The following is a 20,235-nucleotide window of genomic DNA, read 5'->3' on the forward strand; positions in this document are numbered from 1 at the left end:
GTCGGCGTGGTGATGGTGATCCAGCCGAGGTCCGGCGACATCAATGCCTGGATGTGGGCAGTGGTGGCTGCCGCGCTTCTCGGCGCCCTGCGCGACATCCTGAGCCGCTATGTATCTGCCGCCGTGCCGACCCTGGTCGTGGCCCTGGGGTCGGCCGTCGGCGTGGCATTGGCCGGTTGTATCTGGGCCTCTCTCGAAGGGTGGCAACCAATACCGATCCGCGGCCTCGCCTTGCTGGTCGCCGCATCGGTCCTGCTCGCCAGCGGCTATCAGCTCTCGATGCTGGCTTTACGCTCGGGCGCCGAATACTCGGTGATCGGTTCGTTCCGCTATGCCTCGGCGCTCTGGGCCCTCGGCATCGGCTACGTCATCTGGGGCGACGTGCCCAACATGCTCGCCATGATGGGCATCGCGGTCATCGTGGCGTCCGGCCTCTATCTCCTGCGCCGCGAGCGAGTGAGGCGCGCGGCGCGATAGCCCTACCGCGCCACCCAGGCCGCATAGTCGCGAGCGACGTCCTCGACCGCGGCTTCGTAGATGCGCTTGCCGTGCTCGGGCGTGGCAAGGTTGGGATCGGAGCCGATGCGGCCATCGGGAAAAGCCCGCCGATAGTCCTCGGCGTCGGCAAAAGAGCCGTGGGGGGCGATACGCGGCTCCATCGTCTTCTGCTGCATGGTCTGCGGATAGCCGTACCAGGTGACGGCGACTTCCGAGGGGGTGGCGTGGCTGCCCTCGGCGCTGCCGTAGAGCTCGCGGCTGAGACCCTTGACGCCGTTGCTCTCCCACCAGTTGCGCAAGGCGCACTTGATCGACGGCTGATTGCTGAACTTCTCCATCGAGCGCTCGGCATAGATCTCGGAGAAGGCGGCGGTCACCGTGGCGACGTTGCCGCCATGACCATTGACGAAATAGAAGCGCGTGAAGCCGTGCCGCGCCAGCGAGACTACGGTATCGCGCACTACCGCGATCAACGTCGTGGGCTTGAGCGTGATCGAACCCGCAAACCCCAGATGATGCTGCGCCATGCCGACCGGGATGGTCGGCGCGACCAATGCGCCTGCCTTCTCGCCGGCGCCACGGGCGATCATCTCTGCAGTGAGTGCATCGGTCCCGATCAACCCGGTCGGACCGTGCTGCTCGGTCGAGCCGATGGGAACGATGATGCCGGTTCTGGTCTTGAGATAGTCCTCGACGAACTGCCACGTCTTGAGCTGAAGCTGCACAGGTTACTCCGCCATTTCTGTCGCTTCGCGGCGAGAAGGGGTGTCGTCCCGGGCGAAGCGAGGAATCCTTGATCGAAGGCCGCGAAACATCACTCGCTTCGCCCGGGATGACAAGTCTAGGTGACCGACAAGGCCTCGGGCTTGGTGATCGGTGCCTCGCAGGAGAAATTGCGGCAGACATAGAGCGCGGGCTTTCCGCCGACCAGGCCCTTGCCGACGGCAGGATGTCCGGGCGGCAGCGAGGCATCGGGTGCGAGCCGGCGCACGATCTTGTTGGGCAGGCTCCTGGCATAGACGGCACGCCGCAGCGACTCGGTCTCGGCGCGAGACGCATCGCCCACGATCACAATCTCGACCGCGCTTTGCAGGGTCTCGTAGCCGTTCAGGAGCGTCATCAGCGGGAAGAAGTTGCCTTCGAGCTCGCCGGCGAAGGCCGACATCTGCCGGTCTGCCTTGTCGTGCCAGGCGGCATCGCCGGTCAGGATCCACAGTCGCGCGAAGAGCCCGACCAGCGTGCCGTTGCCCGACGGCACCGCATTGTCGTGACAGTGTTTGGTGCGCACGATCAGGTCGGCGGCGTCGTCCGCGGTGATGAAATAGCCCCCCGACTGCGGGTCGGCGAAGTGCTTGTCGAGCACGGCGACCAGTGCCTTGACCGCGTCGAGATAGTGCGTCTCTCCGGTGGTCTCGAAGAGTGCGATGCCGGCCCGCGCCATGTTGGCATAGTCGTCGAGTGTGCCGCGGTGCAGCCGCTTGCCGGCACGGTGCGAGTGGAACAGCCGCCCGTCTCGGTCGCGCATCGTATCCATGACGAACCGCCAGGCGCGGACCGCTGCTGCGAGCCAATCGTCGCGCTGGAACACGGCAGCAGCATTGGCAAGCGCTGCGATCATCAGCCCGTTCCAGTCGGCCAGCACCTTGTCGTCCCAACCCGGCCAGACACGCTTGTCACGCACCGCCTTGAGCTTGCCGCGCAAGCCGGCAAGCCTTTGCTCCTCGGCCTCGTCCAGTAAGGCCGGCGACCGGTTGCGATTCAGGATGTTGTGATGCTCCCAGTTGCCTTCGGGCGTCACGTCGTAAACGCTGCGGAAAAAGGCGCCATCCTGCGCACCAAGGATGGCGTCGACCTCGGCGGCGTCCCAGACGTAGAACTTGCCCTCGACGCCCTCGCTGTCGGCGTCATAGGTCGCCGCGAAACCGCCACCCTCGGCGATCATTTCCCGTAGGACCCAGTCGCAGGTCTCGGCAATGCGCGCGGCATAGAGCCGGCTCCTGGTCTCCTGCCAGACCAGCGTCAGGAGATCGATGAGCTGCGCGTTGTCGTACAGCATCTTCTCGAAATGGGGAATCAGCCAATGGGCGTCCGTCGCGTAGCGGGCGAAGCCTCCCCCCAAATGATCGTAGATGCCGCCCTGGCACATCCTGTCGAGCGTGACGGTGACGGCATCGAAGAGCTTTGCGTTCGTGCGGCCGCGCAGCCAACCGCGCCAGATGTTCTCGAACACGTAGGGCGAGGGGAATTTCGGCGCCTGGCCGAAACCACCCCAAGCGAGATCGCAGGCGTCGGCAAGACGAGCGGCGATCTGGTCGAGCAGGCCGGTCGGGACCAGGGGCCCGTCACCCTTGGGCACCACGGCCTTGCCGGCGGCGCCCGCCCGCAGCGCCTTCAGGAGGCCCGTGCGGTTGGTCTCGACATCGCCTGGCTTCTCACGCCACGCCTGGGCGACGCCTTGCAGCACATCGACGAAGCTCGGCCGCCCGAAACGCGCAGGATAGGGAAAATAGGTCCCGCCCCAGAACGGCTCGCCAGCCGGCGTGCAGAACATGGTCAGCGGCCAGCCGCCGTGCTCGCCCAGCAGATGCAGGGCCTGCATGTAGATCGCGTCGACATCGGGTCGTTCTTCGCGATCGACCTTGATGTTGACGAACAGCTCGTTCATCACTGCCGCGACTTCCGCCGACTCGAAGCTCTCGTGCGCCATGACGTGGCACCAATGGCAGGCGGCATAGCCGACCGAGAGCAGGATCGGCCGGTTCGTCCGTTTGGCCTCGGCCAGGGCCTCCTCGCCCCAAGCCCACCAATGCACCGGATTGTGCGCGTGCTGCAGGAGGTAGGGGCTGGTCTCGGCGCCGAGCCGATTGTGTCCTTCGGTCATGGAGCGGCTTCTCCAAGATTGCCTTCGCTGTTGATCAGCAATACACGCGCGTCCCTGTCGAGCCGAAGCGCCCTGCGGGCGTCCCCATTCGCACAGACGCGCATGAGCGCCGCCAGGCCCGCGCAACCCGAAGGACCCGAAGCGATCGCTGGATCGCCGTCGAGCGGACGGGCGAACTGGCGGCGGGCCGGCATGACTTCGTCCTCCTCGATGGTCATGAACCAGTCGGCTCCGAGACCGACCACCGGCCACGTGATGGGCGAAATCTCGCGGCAGGCGAGCCCGCCCATCATCGTCCCGGCGTCGCCGCTCGCCGGCGCCGGTCCGCCGGCGGCATTGCTCTGAAACCAGCAGTCGGCGCTTCTGGGTTCAACGACCACGAACATCGGGCGTTGCGGCAGCACTGCCCAGATATAGCCGATCAGGGCGGCGGCAAGTCCACCTACGCCTGCCTGGACGAGGACGTGCGTCGGCGCTTGCGGCCATTGCCGCACGATCTCGTCTGCCAGAATAGTATAGCCGCGCATGACGTCGCGCGGCACGATCTCGTAGCCGGGCCATGAGGTATCGGAGATGATTGTCCAGCCCTTCTCCTCGGCGCGCCGCCGGCATTCGACGATCGCGGTGTCATAGTCGCCATCGATGCGGATCACCTCGGCGCCGCGCGCCCGGATCGCCGCCTCCTTCTCGGCGCTGGTGAACCCGGGCAGGAGGATCACGCAGCGCGCACCGACCAGTTGGGCGCCCATGGCAACGGAGCGGCCGTGATTGCCCGAGCTTGCCGCGGTGAACACGATGTCCGTCGGCTTGCGGTCCCCGTGGCTTGCCATGAACTGGAGGATCGCGAACACGCCGCCCAGGGCCTTGAAGGCGCCGAAGCCGAAGCGCTGGCTTTCGTCCTTGACCCGGACCTCGCCCAAGCCCAATCGCTCCGCGAGAGCCGGCAGCGCCAGCAGCGGGGTCGGCCCCTTGTCGACAACGCCGAGCATGCCGATATCGGGCAGGTTGGCGGCGTCGACGACGGCACGTTGTGCGGGACCGTAAACGCGGGTGCGGTCAGCGCGGGGATTGCGGGCAAGCCAAGCGTGAATCATGCCCGGTCATAGCATGGCCGCCATCCGCAATATCCCCTAAGGTGAACCGAACGGAGAGCGATCGATGGAAGTGCCGTCATGAAAGTGAACGTCGAAGTGACCTGTACGCCCGAAGAGGCACGTGCCTTCTTCGGCCTGCCCGACCTCAAGCCGATGCAGGATCGCGTGATGGGCGAGATCGAAGAGCGCCTGCGGTCGAGCCTGAATGCCATGAATCCCGAAGCCATCTTCAAGACGTGGTTGCCCGCCTCCATGCAGGGCGTCGAGCAGATGCAGCAGATTCAGCAGGCTTTCTGGTCGCAACTCGCCAATATCGCCTCGGGCAAGAAGGAATGATGCCGGCATGAGCGAACGTCAGAAGCCGACCGATCCTGAGCCCTACTACGAAGCCCATGTCTTCTGCTGCACCAATCGCCGGCCGGCCGGGCATCCACGCGGCTGCTGTGCGGACAAGGGGTCGGAAGAGCTGCGCGACTACATGAAAGGCCGGGCGAAAGAGCTCGGCCTCAAGAAGGTCCGCATCAACGCGTCCGGGTGCCTCGACCGCTGCGAGCTGGGGCCGACGGTCGTGGTCTATCCCGAGGGCGTCTGGTACTCGGTTCCGACCAAAGAAGATGTCGACGAGGTCCTGCAGACCCATCTCGTGCTGGGCGGCCGCGTCGAACGGCTGATGCTGCGGACCGCCGATCGGCTGCCGAAGGACCGGGTGAGGGGCTAGGGAGCGCTCCGGCCGCCGCCACGCTCGCGACCGGCAAGACATCAGCCCTTTCTTGACGTAGACTGGGTTCGAGGCTCCACGCAGAGGGGGCCCAGGAGCAGGGATATGACTCCACGCCTGGGAAGCGCCGGGACGATGTCGCCCGGCCACGAATCCACGTTGCTTACGCGTCGCAATGCACTGGCCCTTGCCGCCGGAGCTGCCATCGCGGGCGCCTCCGACAGCGCCATTGCCGGGCCGCAAGGGCAGCTCACATGGGGCATCCACGTATCGCTCGCCCCGACCTGGTTCGACCCGGCCGAGACGTCGGGCCTGGCTACGCCGTTCATGATCCTCTATGCGCTGCAAGACGCGATGTTGAAGCCAATGCCTGGCCAGTCGTTCGCGCCCTGCCTTGCCGAGTCGTGGACCGCATCCGAGGATTTGCTCAGCTACGAATTCGTGCTGCGCAAGGGTCCGACTTTTCACAACGGTGAACCGGTGACCGCCGAGGATGTGAAGTTCTCGTTCACGCGTTACCGCGGCGCATCGCACGATCTGATGGCGAGCCGCGTCGCATCGATCGAAGTTCTCGACCCTCAGCGCCTGCGCTTCCACTTCAAGGAGCCGTGGCCGGATTTCCTGACCTTCTATGGCCAGGCGACGGGTGCCGGATGGATCGTGCCAAAGAAATATGTCGAGAAGGTTGGTGACGACGGGTATCTCAAGGCTCCGATCGGCGCCGGTCCCTACAAGTTCGTCTCGTTCAATCCCGGGGTCGAACTGGTGCTTGAAGCCAACGAGACCTATTGGCGCAAGACGCCGAGCGTCAAGCGTCTGGTGTTCCGGGTCATTCCCGACGAGGCGACGCGTCTGGCGGCACTGAGCCGCGGCGAAGTCGACATCGTCTATTCGATCCGCGGCGAACTCGCGGAAGAACTGCAGCGAAAGCCGGGGCTCACGCTGAAGCCGGTCGTCCTTGCCGCACCGTTCTGGCTCTCCTTTGTCGACCAATGGGACGAGAAGTCGCCATGGCACGATGAGCGGGTGCGCAAGGCCGCCAGCCTGGCGATCGATCGCGAGGGCATCAATCAGGCGCTGACCCTTGGATACTCCAAGATCACCGGCAGCATCATTCCCGCAAGCTTCGACATGTATTGGCAGCCGCCGATGCCGGCCCGCGATCCCGCCAAGGCGAAGCAACTGCTCGCCCAGGCGGGCCATCCCCGTGGGTTCGACGCCGGCGAGCTGTTCTGCGATGCTTCCTATGCCAACATCGCCGAGGCCGTGCTCAACAATTTCGCCGAGGTCGGCATCCGCATCAGGCTGCGGCCGATCGAGCGGGCCGCGTTCCTGAAATCCTGGGGCGACAAGAAATACAAGAATGTCGTGCAGGGAGCGAGCGGCGCGTTTGGCAACGCCGCAACCCGGTTGGCCGCCTTCATCGTCGGCGGCGGCACCTATGCCTACGGCAGTTATCCGGACATCGATGAGTTGTTCGAGAAGCAGGCGGCTCAGCTTGACCAGAAGAAGCGCAGCGAGTTGCTCGCGACGATCCAGCAGATGGTCGAGGAGCGCACGGTCGTCGCGCCGATCTGGCAGCTCGCGTTCATCAACGGAATCGGGCCGCGCGTCGGCGAATCCGGCTTCGGCCTTATTCCCGACTTCCCCTACACCGCGCCCTATGAGGATCTCACGCTGAAGGCGACCTGACTCCAGGACGAAAAGTTAATTAGTCCTTGATTTCCATGTCCTCGTAGGAGGGGAACGGGCTCATCCATACGTCGGTGATGGTATGCCTGGTAACCCGAGGGCCGATTGCCATCAGGGCACGCAGGTCCATGATCGGCGCGAACATGACACGGTCGATCGTCAGCTGCTGGATCTTGTGGAGCATCGCCTCGCGCTTGGCGACGTCACGTTCCCTGGCCTGGGCGAGGAACAGCTCGTCGATGTCGGGATAGCCGCCATAGGCATAGGCGCCCTTCGAATAGATGAAGGACTCGACCCGGCTCGCCGCGTTCCCCGAATTCCCTGTCGCGACCATGTGCAGGCCCGGCAGCTTCTTGTCCAGCCAGTTCGCATAGAAGGCGGCGCGCTCCATCTGGCGCTGCCTGACCCGGATGCCGGCGGCATTGAGCTCGTTCACCACGGCGTCTGCGACCGTCGGGAAGCCCGGAATGGCGGCGAACTCGCCGGCGTCGAAGCCGTTGGGAAAGCCGGCCTCGGCAAGGAGCTGCTTGGCCTTGGGCAAGTCATAGGGGAGCGCGTCCGTCTGGAGCGCGAAGTCCATGACTCGCGGCACGATCACTCCGGTCGGCGGGCAGAAGCCCAGGCAGGCCGCTTCGTTGATTTCCTTGCGGTCCAGCGCATGGTTGACGGCCAGCCGCACCCGCAGGTCGTGCCATGGCGATTTCGCGTCCCACTGTTTGGCAAACTCGATCCAGAAGATCGAGGCGTGCTTGCTCGCGACGATCTGGACACCCGGCACATCCTTCAGGGACTGCGCGTCGGGGCCGTCGAGCACATAGCCTATATCGGCCTCGCCGGTTTTCACCATCAGCGCCCGTGTCGTCGCCTCGGGAACGCTGCGCATCACCAGCGTCTTGACGCTCGGCACGCGCCGCCAGTAGCCGGGATTGGCCTCGAGGACGACCTCGATGCCCGGTGTGGTGCTGACGAATTTGTAGGGACCAGCGCCTACGGGATGCTTCTTGAAACCGTCGTCGCCCACCTGCTCGATGTAACGCTTCGGCACAACAATGCCGGCGGCGGTGGCGGTGGTGCCGAGAAACGTCATGAAGTCGGGCCAGGCTTCCTTGAGGTGGAAACGCACCAGCCGCGGATCGACGATCTCGACCGCTTCGACATGATCATGCAGGATCGATGCGCCCGCGCCCTTGTACCGGTCGAAGCTGAACTTGACGTCCTCCGCGGTCAGCGGATCGCCGTTGTGGAACGTCAGGCCTTGGCGCAGCGTGAAGGTGTAGGTCTTGCCGTCTTCGCTCTCCTCCCATTTCTCGGCGAGGCTTGGGCCCATCTTCTGCCCCGGATACGGCCGCACGAGCGCGTCATGGATGGCGTAGAGCATGCCGAACGGTGTGATCTGCGGCGGTGCGGTCGAGGGGTCGAACCAGCTCGGCGAGATCGTCACGTGCCACGCCATGATCGCCTTGCCCTTCGGCTCCGGCTGTCCGGCAAGCGCCGTCGCGATGCCGCACGCGGGTGCTGCGAGCAGCAGTGCGATGAACAGTGCCATGTGCCGTCGGCCGAAGAGCGTCATGCGTGCTCCCTCTATGCCTGGTGCGCCGCCTCCGCGCCCGAGGTCGCGCCGGTGTAAAGATGACAGGCGACAAGGCGCTCATGCGCCCTTCTCAGCAGCGGCTCGTCCTTGCCGCAATGTGCCATCGCCTGCTGGCAGCGCGGATGGAAGCGGCAGCCCGCCGGTGGCCTCAATGGACTCGGCACCTCGCCGGGCAGGATGATCTCGTCGCGCCGCTCGTCGGGATGGCTCGGCAGGGCCGCCGAAAAAAGCGCCCGCGTGTAGGGATGTTTCGGATTCGTCGCAAGCGAACGTGCGTCGCCACTCTCGACGATCTTGCCCAGATACATCACCACGATCGTATGACTCATATGCGCCACCGCGGCGAGATCGTGGGCGATGAACAGGTAGGAGAGCCCGAGCTGCTGTTGCAGGTCGCGCAGCAGATTGAGGATCTGGGCCCGGATCGATACGTCAAGCGCCGAGACCGGTTCGTCGAGCACGACCAGCTTGGGCGATAGCACCAGCGCTCGCGCGATCGCGATGCGCTGACGCTGCCCACCGGAGAATTCGTGCGGGAACAGGTCGGCTGCGCGTTCCGGAAGGCCGACAAGATCGAGCAGACGCAGAACCTGCTTTCTGACCTCGCCAGCGTCCCGCGTACCATTGGTGACCAACGGCTCACCGACGATCTGCCCGATGCGCATGCGCGGATTGAGGGAGGCGTAGGGATCCTGAAACACCGCCTGGACGGACTTGCGGTAGGCCCGTTGGCCCGGCGCATCGAGCGTGCGCAGATCGCGGCCTTCGAACCGCATCTGTCCGCCGGTCGGCTCTTCGAGCCCCAGTACCAGTTTCGCCGTCGTCGTCTTGCCGCAACCGGACTCGCCCACGACCCCGAGCGTACGGCCAGCATCGATCGCGAACGAGATTCCGTCCACAGCCCGCACCACGCCATGATCCGCGGCCAGCAATCCGCGCTTGGCCTGGAAAAGCTTGATGAGCCCTTCGGCTTCGATGATTGGCATCAGACCGCCCCCGCCAACACGGCGCGACCGGTATTCGCTTCCCGCGTCAGCCAGCAGCGGGCCATTCGACCCTCGCCAATACTGAAAGCGGGAGGCGCCTCGAGGCGACAGCGATCGACAGCCTGCGGGCAGCGCGGCGCAAAGGAGCAGCCTTGCGGCAAAGCGGCCAGATCGGGAGGCTGGCCGGCGATCGCGGTCAGCCGATGCTGCGGGTCGCCCATGTGCGGGATCGAGCCCAGCAGCGCCCTGGTATAGGGATGCGCCGGTGCATTGAAGATGCGCGAGACCGATCCCGACTCGACGACGCGGCCGGCATACATGACGGCAAGCTGGTCGCACATCTTGGCGACGATGCCGAGATTGTGGGTGATGAAGATCAACGCCAGCCCGTGTGCACGCTGCAGCTCACGCAGCAGGTTCAGGTATTGCGCCTGGATCGTGAGATCGAGGCTGGTCGTTGGTTCGTCGGCAATCAGGAGACGCGGCTGGCACGATATGCCGATGGCGCCGACGATGCGCTGCCGCATGCCCCCCGACATCTCGTGAGGATATTGCCGGACCCGCGTCTCGGGCGAGGGAATGCGCACTGCCTTCAACAGCTCGCGCGCCCGCATCCAGGCCGCCGAGTGCGGTGTCTTCTCATGGATCTGGATCGGTTCGGCGACCTGGTTGCCGATCGTGAACAGCGGATTCAGCGAGGCCATCGGATCCTGCAGGATCATGGCCATGCGCTTGCCGCGGATGTCGCGCATCTCGGCATCGGACTTCTGGACGAGGTCCTCGCCTTCGAACAGCATTCGTCCGCCGACGATGCGCGCCGCCGGCGGCAACACCCGCAGCATCGTCAGCGCCAGCGTACTCTTTCCCGACCCGCTTTCGCCGACAATACCCAGCGTTTCCCCTGCATCGAGAGACAGCGATACTTCGTCCACGGCCCGCACCACCCTGGCGCCCTGCGCCGAGACGTAGTGCGTCGACAGGTTCTCCAGGCGCAGGAGCGGTTCGCGGGCCATGGTCAGAGCTGCCGAAGCTGCGGGTCGAGTTTGACGCGCAGCCAATCCCCCAGAAGGTTGGCCGACAGCACCATCAGCATGATGCAGCACCCCGGGAACACCGTGAGCCACCAGTAGCCGACCATCAGCCCCTGCTTGCCGTCCGACAGCATCAGGCCCCAGGCAGGCTGGGGTGGCGGGACGCCGACGCCGAGGAACGACAATGTCGCCTCGGTGATGATCACGACGCCGAGCATCAGGCTTCCGAGGACGATCGCCGAGTTGATGACGTTGGGCAGGATGTGACGCGCCATGATCGACCATTTCGAGCAGCCGGCAACGATCGCCAGGTGCACGAATTCGCGTTCCCGCAACGACAGCACCTCGCCGCGGATGACGCGGGCATAGCGGGTCCAGTAGGTGATGCCGAGAATGATGACGATGTTCCACATACTGGGGCCGACAATCGCGGCGAGGAAGATCGCGAAGGTCAGCGCCGGCAAAGCCAGCCAGGTGTCGGTGATGCGCATGATGACCTGGTCGACCCAGCCGCGGAGATAGCCGGAGAGGATGCCCAGCGCAGTGCCGACCACGCCGGCGACGATTACCGCCATGATTCCCACCACCATCGATACCCGGGCGCCGAAGATCAGGCGCGACAGTACGTCCCGGCCGAGCTGATCGGTGCCCAGCAGATACTTCGCGCTGCCGCCGCTCTGCCAGAACGGCGGCTTGAAGCGCGCCGTCAGGCTGCCGACCTCCGGGTCGTGCGGGGCGAGCTGGTTGGCGAAGATCGCAACAAGGGCGATGATGAGGAGGATCGTGGCCGGGACGACTGGAACGTCGGCAAGGCGGACCGACCAGCGGCGCGTCACGCGCGGCGGCGAAGGCAGGGTGACGACGTCGGCGGGTGCACTCATCGGAGCTACCTTTCCAGTCGGATGCGCGGATCGATGACCGCGTAGAGAATGTCGATGGCCAGATTGACGATCACGATCATCGCGCCGGCCAGCAGCACGACGCCCTGGACCACCGGGAAGTCGCGGAAGGTGATGCCCTCATAGAGGAGACGGCCGATTCCCGGCCAGGCGAAGACGGTCTCTACCACCACCGCCACGTTCACCATGATGACGAGATTGATGCCGGCGAGCGTGATCACCGGGATCAGTGCGTTCTTGAACGCGTGCTTGGCGATCACCAGCGATTCGGGCAGGCCCTTCAGCCGGGCAAGCTTGATGTACTCGGAGCCCAGGACCTCGAGCATCGACGAGCGGGTCAGCCGCATGTGCGCGGCGGCGAAATACCAGCCCAGCGCGAAGGCCGGCATGATCAGGTGGAGCGGTGTTCCGGCGCCGGATGATGGCAGCCAGCGCAGGTAGACCGAGAAGAGGAGGATCAATACCAGGCCGACCCAGAAGGAGGGCAGCGACAGGCCGAGCAACGCGAACACCTTGCCGGCGCTGTCCCAGAAGCGGCCGACCCGCACTGCGGCGAGGATGCCGCTCGGGATGCCGATCAGCAGCGAGAACACCATCGCCGCCGATGCCAGTACCAGCGAGTTCGGCAGGCGCGACAGATAAAGGTCGAGAACCGGGGTCTGGTAGTAGAAGGACTGGCCAAGGTCGCCGTGCGCCAGACTCCACATGAACAGGCCGTATTGCACCCAGAGCGGACGGTCGAGACCGAACCGGTGGTGAATCGCCGCTATGTCGGCGGCGCTCGCGCCCGGCTCGACCAGCAGGGCCGCCGGATCACCCGTCACCCGGACGAAGAGGAAGATCGTCAGCGACAGCAGGAACAGCGACAGGAGGCAGTAGGCAACTCTTCGCGAGATGAATCGTGCCATGACGTCCTCGAAGTGGTGGTGAGCGGCGCGGTACCGCGGCGTTACGTGCCTTTCAGCGTGATGTCCTCGTAGGGCGACGTGTACGGAAACAGCGGAATGCGACCAAACCCGGCTTCTCCGACGCGCGAGCCGATACCGTTGAGGAAGGCGAGCTGCCAGATCGGCGCGTAGATGGTCCGCTCGACCATCAGCTCCTGGATCCTGAAGAGAAGGGCCTCGCGCCGCGCGCGATCCATCTCACCGGCCTGCTGCTGGTAGAGCGTGTCGATATCCGGGTAGCTGCCGTAGGAGAACACCCCGCCCTTGACCAGATGAGCCTCGATGCGGGTCGCGGCATTGCCAAAGGCGCCGGGGCCGGCCTGGATGATGTTCTTGTACTTCTTCTCGCCGAATTCCTTGATGAAGGCGGCGCGCTCGATCGGGCGCAGCTTGCTGCGGATCCCGACGCCGAGCAGATTGTCGACCACGCTCTCGCCGACGTTGGCGTACGAGGAGTCGCAGAAGTAGAAGCCGGCGTCGAAGCCCCGCGGGAAGCCCGCTTCCGCGAGGAGCCGCTTGGCCTTGTCCGGATCGTATTCCGGCGAAGGCGGCTGCCAGTAGAAGTCGTATCCCCTTGGCACGATCGAGTTTCCGGTGATCTCCGAATGGCCGAGGGTCAGGGCTTCGTTGGTCCCCTTGCGGTCGATGGCAAGGCTCGCGGCCTTGCGCACGCGCGCGTCGTGCCAGGGCGACTTCTCATCCCACTGGTCGGGGAAATAGAGGCAGAACGGTGCCTGCACGACAGCCGGTTTCAGGGCAAGGCCCGGCGTCTTGCGCAATTGCTCGGCAAGCTCGCCGCGCACCGAATAGGCGATGTCGATCTCGCCAAGCTTGAGCGCGGCAAGGCGCGTGCCTTCGTCCGGGATGACCTTGAAGACGAGACGTTTGACGGCCGGCTTCTTGCGCCAGTAACCGTCGAAGGCCTCAAGGACCAGCTCGACCCCCGGAGTGAAGGAAACGAACTTGTAGGGGCCGGCGCCGACCGGTGCCTTCTTGAAGCCGTCGTCGCCCACCTTCTCGAGGTAGGCCTTGGGCACGACCCAGCCCGACCCGGTCGCCGTGGCGTAGAATGTGAGGAAGTCCGGCCAGGCCTCCTTCAGCTGGAAGCGCACACGGCGGGCATCGGGGGTATCGACTGCGGCCACCCGCGCCTTCAGCAAGGCGTTGGCAATGCCGCGATAGCGTTCGAACGAGAACTTGACGTCTGCCGACGTCACCGGATCGCCGTTGTGGAAGCGCGCGCCCTCGCGCACTACGAATTCGTAGGTGCGGCCGTCCTCCGAAGCATTGACCGACTCCGCAAGGCTCGGCGCGAGTGCCGTATCGGGCATCGGCTTGACCATGGCGTCGTGCAGTGCGTAGAGCACCATGAACGGTGTGATGATGCCGGACGCTTCGGCCGGCTCGAACCAGGTCGGGGCCAGCGAGACATGGACTCCCCAGGTCAACTGGTCGGGCGAAGCCGCCACCGCCGGACGGAGCCCGACAGTCGTCAAGCCGACACCCGCCGCGACCAGAAGATCGCGACGGCGAATCGCGGAAGTGCCGCCAGCCGGATACGGTTCGCGGCCTTTGAGACCTGAACTCATTTCCGCCTCCCTGCAGGCGCCCGTTGTGGCCGGGCTTGAGGCCACTGTAGATCAACCGGCGATGATTGTCGCGCGCTCATCGGCGGTAGGCCACGCCGGCAAGTGCCTCTGCGGCAACGGCCGGTCCTTGGGCAGGCGATGGCGGCGGCTATTCGACGAGTTCGGCCAGTCGCTTGATGACGCGCGCGGGTCTGGCGGTGGCGTGGCCCGGGATGCCGGCGTCGAAGGGATCATACCAGATGCCGCAAAGGCCCAGCCTTTGCGGCGCCACCACTTCCCACTCGTAGTTGTCGCCGACCATCCAGGCGTCGCCGGCGGCCACCCCGAGGCTCTCGAGGGCATGGCGATAGACGGCGGGCTCGGGCTTGCCTTGGCCGAATTCGCCCTCGATCTGGATGTGGTCGAAGCGATGGCCGAGCTCGAAGCGCTCGATCTTGTCGCGCTGGGTGGCCCCCGCGCCGTTGGTCACCAACGCAAGCTTCACGCCCGCGGCACGCAGCGCATCGATCGTCGCATGGGCGTCGGGATAGAGCCGGTATTCCTGGCGACGCATCTCCGTGAAGGCGTCGGCAATACGGTCCGCCAACTCGTCGTCGGGCCGGCCGAGGCGCGCCAAGCCGCGGCGCACCGACAGCCGGCGGGCTCCCGGAATGTCGAGCCGCCATCTGGCCGCTATCGTCGCCTCCGACCAGAAGGCGCGCGCCTCGTTCATGATCGCGACCCGCACGCGCTCGATGGCGCCAGCATCATGAACGTCGAGATGGGCCGAGAAGATGTGCAGCAGTCGCGTCCACGCTTGTTCCGGTTGTGCGTAGGCCCGGATCAGAGTGTCGTCGAGATCGAACAGGATGGCGCGCGGCAGGACCGGCATGTCGTTCAGGCTATCTCATCGCCTGGCCGAACGCGCTGGGCGCAGGGCTGACCACCACGCTGCGGTCGCCCTGGATCTCGATCACCGCCAGCGCGCGCTGCGAGCGTCCGTCCGGCAAGAAGCGAATCGGCCCGTCGACGCCCGTCCAGCCATTGGGGTTGGTGATGGCGTCGGCAGAAAAGCTGCCGCCAGACCTTCCGCGTGCGAGCTGGGCCGCGAGCGCGACCGCATCGTAAGCGAGCGTCGCCAGGCGCTCCGGCGGACGGCCATAGATGGCGAGATACCGCCGCTCGAAGTCGGCGCGCCGTGCCGGATCGGGCGCGGCATACCAGGCACCGCGCAACGCGCTGTCCGAGCCGATGCCCGGGGCATCCCACACACCCGTGCCGATGAGCTGGACCTTGCTGGTGTCGATTTCGGCGGCGCTGAGCGACGCCAGGGCCGAGGAGAGCTGCGGCGGCGCAACCGGCATCAGGATGGCGACCTTGCCGTCTCCGGCGATATCCGTCGCCAGCCGCTTGGCGGCGCCCGTGAGATCGAGACTGCGCGGGTCGAACTGTTCGACGCCGACGACGGTTGCTCCGCGCGCGGCCGCCTCGTCCTGCAGCGTGCTCGACATCTGGTCGCCGTAGGCGGTGCGTGGCGCAAACACGGCGAAGCGTCTGATGCCCTGAGAGATCGCATAATCGACGACGCGCCGGACCTGCGGCGGCGCCGCGATTCCCATGATCCATACGCCCGGCTGGGCTGCCTTCTCGTCATTGGAGAAAGCGATGACATTGGCGCCGCCCTGCTTCACCAACGGCGCGAGCGCGCTGGCCGACGAACCGAACAGCGGTCCCAGCACGAGGGCGCATCCGTCGACGCGTGCCCGGTTGTAGGCATCGACCGCGGTGTCGGGAGTGGCGCCACTGTCGTACGCCGCCAGGGCCAGTTCGCGGCCGCCCGAATCGAACAGCGACATTTCCGCAGCCTGCTGCATGGATCGGCCGATCGTGGCGGCGCGGCCCGACAGTGGGAGCAGGAGGGCGATGCGGGTCTTGCCCGACGGCGTCGTCGGCGAGCCGGCTTGCGGTCCGGCGGGCTTGGGTGGCGGCGCCGTGCTAGTGTGGGACGGTTCGGCGCATGCAGCCAGCAGGAGGGCAGCAGTGGCGAGCGCAACAAGGGACGAACGCATCGGCGCGAGACTCCTGCGGACAAACAGAGATGAAAGGAAACGAACCGTCACAAGCTAGCGATGGCAGAGCCTCGCGTAAACCGTCGCTCGCGCCCGGACTTCATATCGTGGCCACGCCGATCGGAAACATGCGCGATATCACGCTGCGCGCGCTCGACGTCCTGCAATCCGCCGATCTGATCGCCTGCGAAGATACGCGGGTCTTCGCCAAGCTCGCGCGCCATCACGGCGTATCCGCTCCGACCGTCGCCTACAGCGATGCGACGCAGCGCGCGGCGGAGCCGCGGATCCTGCGCGCACTCGGCGAAGGCAAGCGGGTCGCGCTCGTCTCCGACGCGGGCATGCCGCTGGTCTCCGATCCCGGCTACCGTCTGGTGCGCGAAGCCCTGGCGGGGGGCCATTTGGTAACGGCCGCGCCGGGGCCTTCGGCCGTGCCCATGGCGCTCGCGCTTTCGGGACTGCCGACCGATCGCTTCTACTTCGGCGGCTTCCTGCCGGCCAAAGCCACCGAGCGGCGCCGGACGATCGCCGAGGCTGCTTCCATTCCGGCGACGCTGGTCTTTTTCGAGGCGCCGCACCGCCTCGCTGCCTCGCTGGCCGATCTGGCGGAATTGCTGGCCGATCGGCCCGCCGCCGTGGCGCGCGAGCTCACCAAGCTTTTCGAGGAGGTGCGTCGGGCACCGCTTCGCGAGCTGGCGGCCCACTATGCGCGCGAGACCGAGGTCAAAGGCGAAATCGCGATCGTCATCGGACCGCCTGGCGAAGCCGCCGCACTGTCGGACGAGACGCTGGACCAGGAGCTGCGGCACGCGATGGGCGGCGCCTCGCTCAAGGATGCCGCAGCCGAGGTCGCGGCAAGGTTTGGCCTCAAGCGCCGCGAGGTCTATGCTCGGGCCCTCGCGCTCAAGCGTGAAGGGGCGTCATGACCACCGAGGCGCGTCAAAAGGCTTATCGACTTGGCCATGCCGCCGAATGGCGCGCCGTGTGGCGGCTGCGGCTGGCCGGCTATTCGATCCTCGCGCGGCGCTACAAGACCCGGCTCGGCGAAATCGACATCGTCGCCCGCCGCGGCGACGTGCTGGCCTTCGTCGAGGTCAAGGCGCGCCCGGAGCTCGAGACCGCGACCTTTGCGCTCCGTGCCAACCAGTTCGGCCGTGTCGCCCGTGCCGCCAACCTGTTCGTGGCCCGTTACCCGCAATATGCCGCGCATTCACTGCGCTTCGACGCGGTGCTGGTGGTGGGTTTGTGGCCGCGTCATCTGCCCGATGTATGGCGGGCGCCGGAGTGAGGGATGGTGGCTGACGGGCGCGACCGCCGGCAGGATCTCGGCCGGTTGCGCGCGATGTGTGCAAACGATGGGTCGCGGCTCGAACTCCTGGAGGCGGCGTTCGAGCTCGGCGCCCTGCACCGCGATCAGCCGATCGACCTTGCGCCCTTTCGCCAGCATGTGGCGGCGATGGCGGCGGATGTCGCCGATCTCGCGCGCCGTCGCGGCGCCGTGCCGGAACGCCTCGCCGAGGTGATCGCCAATTCCTACGGCTATCGCGGCGACAGCGAGACCTATGACGATCTGCGGAATGCCGACCTCGCGTGCGTGATCGAGCGGCGCAAGGGGCTGCCGGTGGCGCTGTCCATCCTCTATCTGCACGTCGCGCGCGCCCAGGGCTGGGAATCGGAGGGCCTGGCCTTTCCCGCACATTTCCTGATCCGGGTGACGATCGATGGGCCGCGCTACGTAGTCGATCCGTTTCATGGCGGCGCCGTGCGCGATGCCGGCGAGCTGCGCACCCTGTTGCGCCAGCTTCTGGGACCGGAAGCGGAATTGCAGCTCGGCCATTTCGATGCAGTAGCCGATCGCGATGTGCTGTTGCGGCTCGAGAACAACGTTCGCCTGAGACTCGCGAGGCAGGAGGACTGGTCGGGGGCCGCCCGTTCGCTCGACCGCATGCTAGCGATCGCGCCCGACCGGCCGGAACTGCTGTTTGAATCGGGCGAGATCAATGCCCGGCTGGACAAGCGCGGCGCCGCGATCGCGGCCTTCGGGCGCTTTCTCGCCATCGAGGGCGGGCAGGCCGATCCGGCGCTCCGTCGCCGCGCCTCGGAACTGTTGCAGGAATTGCGCCGCGGGCTTAACTGACTGCCTCGCAAGATGAGGCCCCGATGAAGCTCACCGTCGCCATCCAGATGGACCACGTGTCGACCATCGACATCGACGGCGATTCGACCTTCGTGCTGGGGCTCGAGGCCGAACGGCGCGGCTATGAGGTCTGGCACTATACGCCGCCCGAGCTCGTCTTTCGCGATCGCAGGGTGCTGGCGCGCGTCCAGCCGATGCGTCTCAGGCGCGAGAAGGGCAACCACTTCACGCTGGGCGCGCCCGAGATGCGCGACCTTTCCACGTTCGATGTGGTGCTGCTGCGCCAGGACCCGCCGTTCGACATGTCGTACATCACGACCACGCATCTGCTCGAACACATCCATCCCGGAACGCTCGTCGTGAACGATCCAGCGAGCGTGCGTAACGCGCCGGAGAAGTTGTTCGTCACCCATTTCGACAATGTGATGCCGCCTACCCTCATCACCGCCGACGCGCGAGCGCTGCGCGAATTTCGCGACGAGCACAAGGACATCATCCTGAAGCCGCTGTTCGGTGCCGGCGGTGCGGGCGTATTCCGCCTCAAGCCGGACGACGAAAATTTCGTCTCCCTTCTCGAGATGTTCTCCCAGCGCAGCCGCGAGCCGGTGATCGCACAACGCTACGTTCCCGAGGTGCGGCAAGGCGACAAGCGCATCATCCTGATCGACGGCAGGGCGGCGGGCGTCGTCAACCGCGTGCCGGCCGAGGGCGAGGCGCGCTCGAACATGCATGTCGGCGGCAAGGCGGTGAAGGCGGAGCTCACCCGGCGCGACAAGGAGATCTGCGAGACGATCGGCCCCGAACTCACCCGGCTCGGCCTGATCTTCGTCGGCATCGACGTGATCGGCGACTACCTGACCGAGATCAACGTTACCTCGCCGACCGGCCTGCAGCAGATCAACCGCTTCGACGGCGTCTCGCTGGAGGCCGAGATCTGGGACCGCATCGAGGTGCGTTATCAGGCAACGCGCGGCAGCAAGTCATGATCCGGCGAGCGTTTCTCGCGCTGGGCCTGCCGGCCATGGCGGGGCCGGCGATGGCGCAGAGCTTCGAGTCGATGATGGAAAAACCCATCGTCAAGGCGGTGCGCGAGGGCGATAGCGACAAGGTTCGCCGGGCCTTGCTGAAGGGCGAGAGTCCCAACCAGATCGATTCGTCGGGCCGGACGCTGCTGATGGTCGCGACAGACGCCGGACAGCGCGACATCGTCGACGCGCTGCTCAAGGGCGGAGCCGCGGTCGACGTCACCGACCGCGACGGATACACGCCATTGATTCGTGCCGCCGAGCATGGCGACGACGATATCGTCGGTCTCCTGCTCGGGCGCCACGCCAGGCCCAATGCACAGACCCGTCAGGGATTGACGGCCCTGATGGCCGCGGCGCGCGCCGGGTCGTTGGAAAGCTGCCGACTGCTGCTCGACAGCAAGGCCAATCCGAACCTGGCCGACTTCACCGGCCGCACGGCGCTCGGTTACGCCCGCCAAGGCAACCGCGGCGCCATCGAGGCGATGCTGCGCAAGGCGGGCGGCCACGAATGACGTCTGCCGCCAAGGCGGCGCCGATTCGGATCAATGGCGCGCTGTGGCTCGATCCCGGTGAGATCGAGGAGAGCTTCGTGCGTGCCGCCGGCCCGGGTGGCCAGCACGTCAACAAGAGCGCGACGGCGGTGCAGCTTCGCTTCGACGTGCGCCACTCGCCGTCGCTGCCCGGCGACGTGCGGCGTCGGCTGGAACGCCTGGCAGGAAGCCGGCTGACGCGCGAAGGCGTGCTCGTGCTCACCGCCCAGAGCGAGCGCAGCCAGAAGCGCAACCGAGAGGAGGCGCTCGACCGCCTGATCGCGCTGGTCCGGGCCGCGGCGCAGCCGCCCGTGCCGCGCAAGCCGACCAGGCCGACCAAGGCGAGCAGGGTGCGCCGCCTCGACGAAAAGAAGCGGCACGGTGCGCTCAAGTCGCTGCGCCGAAGCCGGCCCGAACCTTCCTGAAGCTGCGGGCCGCAGGCGCGCCTTCTAGGAAAGTCGACGGCAATGGGCTAGAAGTCGCCGCACGTGCCCGTAGCTCAGCCGGATAGAGCAGCAGTTTCCTAAACTGCGGGTCGGAGGTTCGAGTCCTCTCGGGCACGCCAT

General features: G+C 66.1%; 20 protein-coding genes, 1 tRNA gene and 1 pseudogene. 11 read left to right on the forward strand and 11 right to left on the reverse strand.

Translation table 11 applies throughout. The features are described from left to right. Positions 1–477: pseudogene (locus VH499_RS17690) on the forward strand (hypothetical protein); the annotation flags it as partial. A gap of 2 nt (positions 478–479) precedes the next feature. On the opposite strand, the gene VH499_RS17695 reads toward VH499_RS17690, so the two are convergent. The 3 genes from VH499_RS17695 to VH499_RS17705 form a co-directional block, all read right to left on the reverse strand. Next, positions 480–1,223 (reverse strand): creatininase family protein, encoded by a 744-nt coding sequence (locus tag VH499_RS17695; RefSeq protein WP_332054069.1) that lies wholly within the window; start codon positions 1,221–1,223, stop codon positions 480–482. A 116-nt stretch (positions 1,224–1,339) separates the two neighbouring features. Further along, positions 1,340–3,379 carry a thioredoxin domain-containing protein gene (locus VH499_RS17700; RefSeq protein WP_332054070.1) on the reverse strand — a complete coding sequence of 680 codons (2,040 nt, stop codon included), beginning with the start codon at positions 3,377–3,379 and terminating at the stop codon, positions 1,340–1,342. Beyond that, positions 3,376–4,473, reverse strand: a complete 1,098-nt coding sequence (locus VH499_RS17705; RefSeq protein WP_332054071.1) for a diaminopropionate ammonia-lyase — start codon at positions 4,471–4,473, stop codon at positions 3,376–3,378. Before VH499_RS17705 ends, VH499_RS17700 begins: the two co-directional genes overlap by 4 nt. 78 nt (positions 4,474–4,551) lie before the next feature. On the opposite strand from VH499_RS17705, the gene VH499_RS17710 reads away from it, so the two are divergent. The 3 genes from VH499_RS17710 (at position 4,552) to VH499_RS17720 (ending at position 6,883) form a co-directional block, all read left to right on the forward strand. Beyond that, positions 4,552–4,809 carry a DUF6489 family protein gene (locus VH499_RS17710; RefSeq protein ID WP_332054072.1) on the forward strand — a complete coding sequence of 86 codons (258 nt, stop codon included), beginning with the start codon at positions 4,552–4,554 and terminating at the stop codon, positions 4,807–4,809. 7 nt (positions 4,810–4,816) lie between these two features. After that, on the forward strand, positions 4,817–5,191 hold the full coding sequence (locus VH499_RS17715) for a (2Fe-2S) ferredoxin domain-containing protein (protein ID WP_332054073.1): 375 nt from the start codon (positions 4,817–4,819) through the stop codon (positions 5,189–5,191). 105 nt (positions 5,192–5,296) lie between these two features. Next, positions 5,297–6,883, forward strand: a complete 1,587-nt coding sequence (locus VH499_RS17720) for an ABC transporter substrate-binding protein (RefSeq protein ID WP_332054074.1) — start codon at positions 5,297–5,299, stop codon at positions 6,881–6,883. Between the two features lie 19 nt (positions 6,884–6,902). Here the strand turns inward: VH499_RS17720 and VH499_RS17725 are convergent, their stop codons facing one another. The 8 genes from VH499_RS17725 to VH499_RS17760 form a co-directional block, all read right to left on the reverse strand. Next, positions 6,903–8,453: an ABC transporter substrate-binding protein gene (locus VH499_RS17725; protein WP_332054075.1), complete on the reverse strand. Its 1,551-nt coding sequence runs from the start codon at positions 8,451–8,453 to the stop codon at positions 6,903–6,905. Between the two features lie 11 nt (positions 8,454–8,464). After that, on the reverse strand, positions 8,465–9,460 hold the full coding sequence (locus VH499_RS17730) for a dipeptide ABC transporter ATP-binding protein (RefSeq protein ID WP_332054076.1): 996 nt from the start codon (positions 9,458–9,460) through the stop codon (positions 8,465–8,467). Next, entirely contained in the window at positions 9,460–10,473 is a 1,014-nt protein-coding gene (locus VH499_RS17735) for an ABC transporter ATP-binding protein (protein ID WP_332054077.1), read from the reverse strand. The genes VH499_RS17730 and VH499_RS17735 overlap by 1 nt, the downstream gene beginning before the upstream one ends. A 2-nt stretch (positions 10,474–10,475) precedes the next feature. Beyond that, a complete protein-coding gene (locus tag VH499_RS17740; protein WP_332054078.1) occupies positions 10,476–11,372 on the reverse strand; it encodes an ABC transporter permease in 897 nt (298 codons plus the stop codon). 5 nt (positions 11,373–11,377) lie between these two features. Beyond that, positions 11,378–12,298 carry an ABC transporter permease gene (locus VH499_RS17745; RefSeq protein WP_332054079.1) on the reverse strand — a complete coding sequence of 307 codons (921 nt, stop codon included), beginning with the start codon at positions 12,296–12,298 and terminating at the stop codon, positions 11,378–11,380. 41 nt (positions 12,299–12,339) lie between these two features. Continuing rightward, a complete protein-coding gene (locus tag VH499_RS17750; protein ID WP_332054080.1) occupies positions 12,340–13,926 on the reverse strand; it encodes an ABC transporter substrate-binding protein in 1,587 nt (528 codons plus the stop codon). 148 nt (positions 13,927–14,074) lie between these two features. Beyond that, positions 14,075–14,797 carry an HAD family hydrolase gene (locus VH499_RS17755; RefSeq protein ID WP_332054081.1) on the reverse strand — a complete coding sequence of 241 codons (723 nt, stop codon included), beginning with the start codon at positions 14,795–14,797 and terminating at the stop codon, positions 14,075–14,077. Positions 14,798–14,807: 10 nt separating this feature from the next. Further along, entirely contained in the window at positions 14,808–15,974 is a 1,167-nt protein-coding gene (locus tag VH499_RS17760) for a penicillin-binding protein activator (RefSeq protein WP_332054082.1), read from the reverse strand. A gap of 107 nt (positions 15,975–16,081) precedes the next feature. Here VH499_RS17760 and rsmI point away from each other — a divergent pair, with 107 nt between their 5' ends. The 7 genes from rsmI to VH499_RS17795 all read left to right on the forward strand — a co-directional run bounded on the left by rsmI (position 16,082) and on the right by VH499_RS17795 (position 20,234). Next, a complete protein-coding gene (gene rsmI, locus VH499_RS17765; protein ID WP_332054083.1) occupies positions 16,082–16,900 on the forward strand; it encodes a 16S rRNA (cytidine(1402)-2'-O)-methyltransferase in 819 nt (272 codons plus the stop codon). Beyond that, the gene (locus VH499_RS17770; RefSeq protein WP_332054084.1) at positions 16,897–17,262 is read left to right on the forward strand and encodes a YraN family protein; all 366 of its coding nucleotides are present in this window, start codon (positions 16,897–16,899) and stop codon (positions 17,260–17,262) included. Before rsmI ends, VH499_RS17770 begins: the two co-directional genes overlap by 4 nt. Before the next feature lie 3 nt (positions 17,263–17,265). Then, positions 17,266–18,111, forward strand: coding sequence for a transglutaminase-like domain-containing protein (locus VH499_RS17775; RefSeq protein WP_332054085.1), 846 nt, complete (start codon positions 17,266–17,268; stop codon positions 18,109–18,111). Positions 18,112–18,134: 23 nt separating this feature from the next. After that, positions 18,135–19,097: a glutathione synthase gene (gene gshB, locus VH499_RS17780; RefSeq protein ID WP_332054086.1), complete on the forward strand. Its 963-nt coding sequence runs from the start codon at positions 18,135–18,137 to the stop codon at positions 19,095–19,097. After that, a complete protein-coding gene (locus VH499_RS17785) occupies positions 19,094–19,651 on the forward strand; it encodes an ankyrin repeat domain-containing protein (protein WP_332054087.1) in 558 nt (185 codons plus the stop codon). Before gshB ends, VH499_RS17785 begins: the two co-directional genes overlap by 4 nt. After that, positions 19,648–20,094, forward strand: a complete 447-nt coding sequence (gene arfB, locus VH499_RS17790; RefSeq protein ID WP_332054088.1) for an alternative ribosome rescue aminoacyl-tRNA hydrolase ArfB — start codon at positions 19,648–19,650, stop codon at positions 20,092–20,094. Before VH499_RS17785 ends, arfB begins: the two co-directional genes overlap by 4 nt. A 63-nt stretch (positions 20,095–20,157) precedes the next feature. After that, positions 20,158–20,234 (forward strand) — tRNA-Arg (locus VH499_RS17795). Position 20,235 lies beyond the last annotated feature (1 nt).

Source organism: Reyranella sp., assembly GCF_036558665.1.
In the GTDB taxonomy this organism is placed as follows: domain Bacteria; phylum Pseudomonadota; class Alphaproteobacteria; order Reyranellales; family Reyranellaceae; genus Reyranella.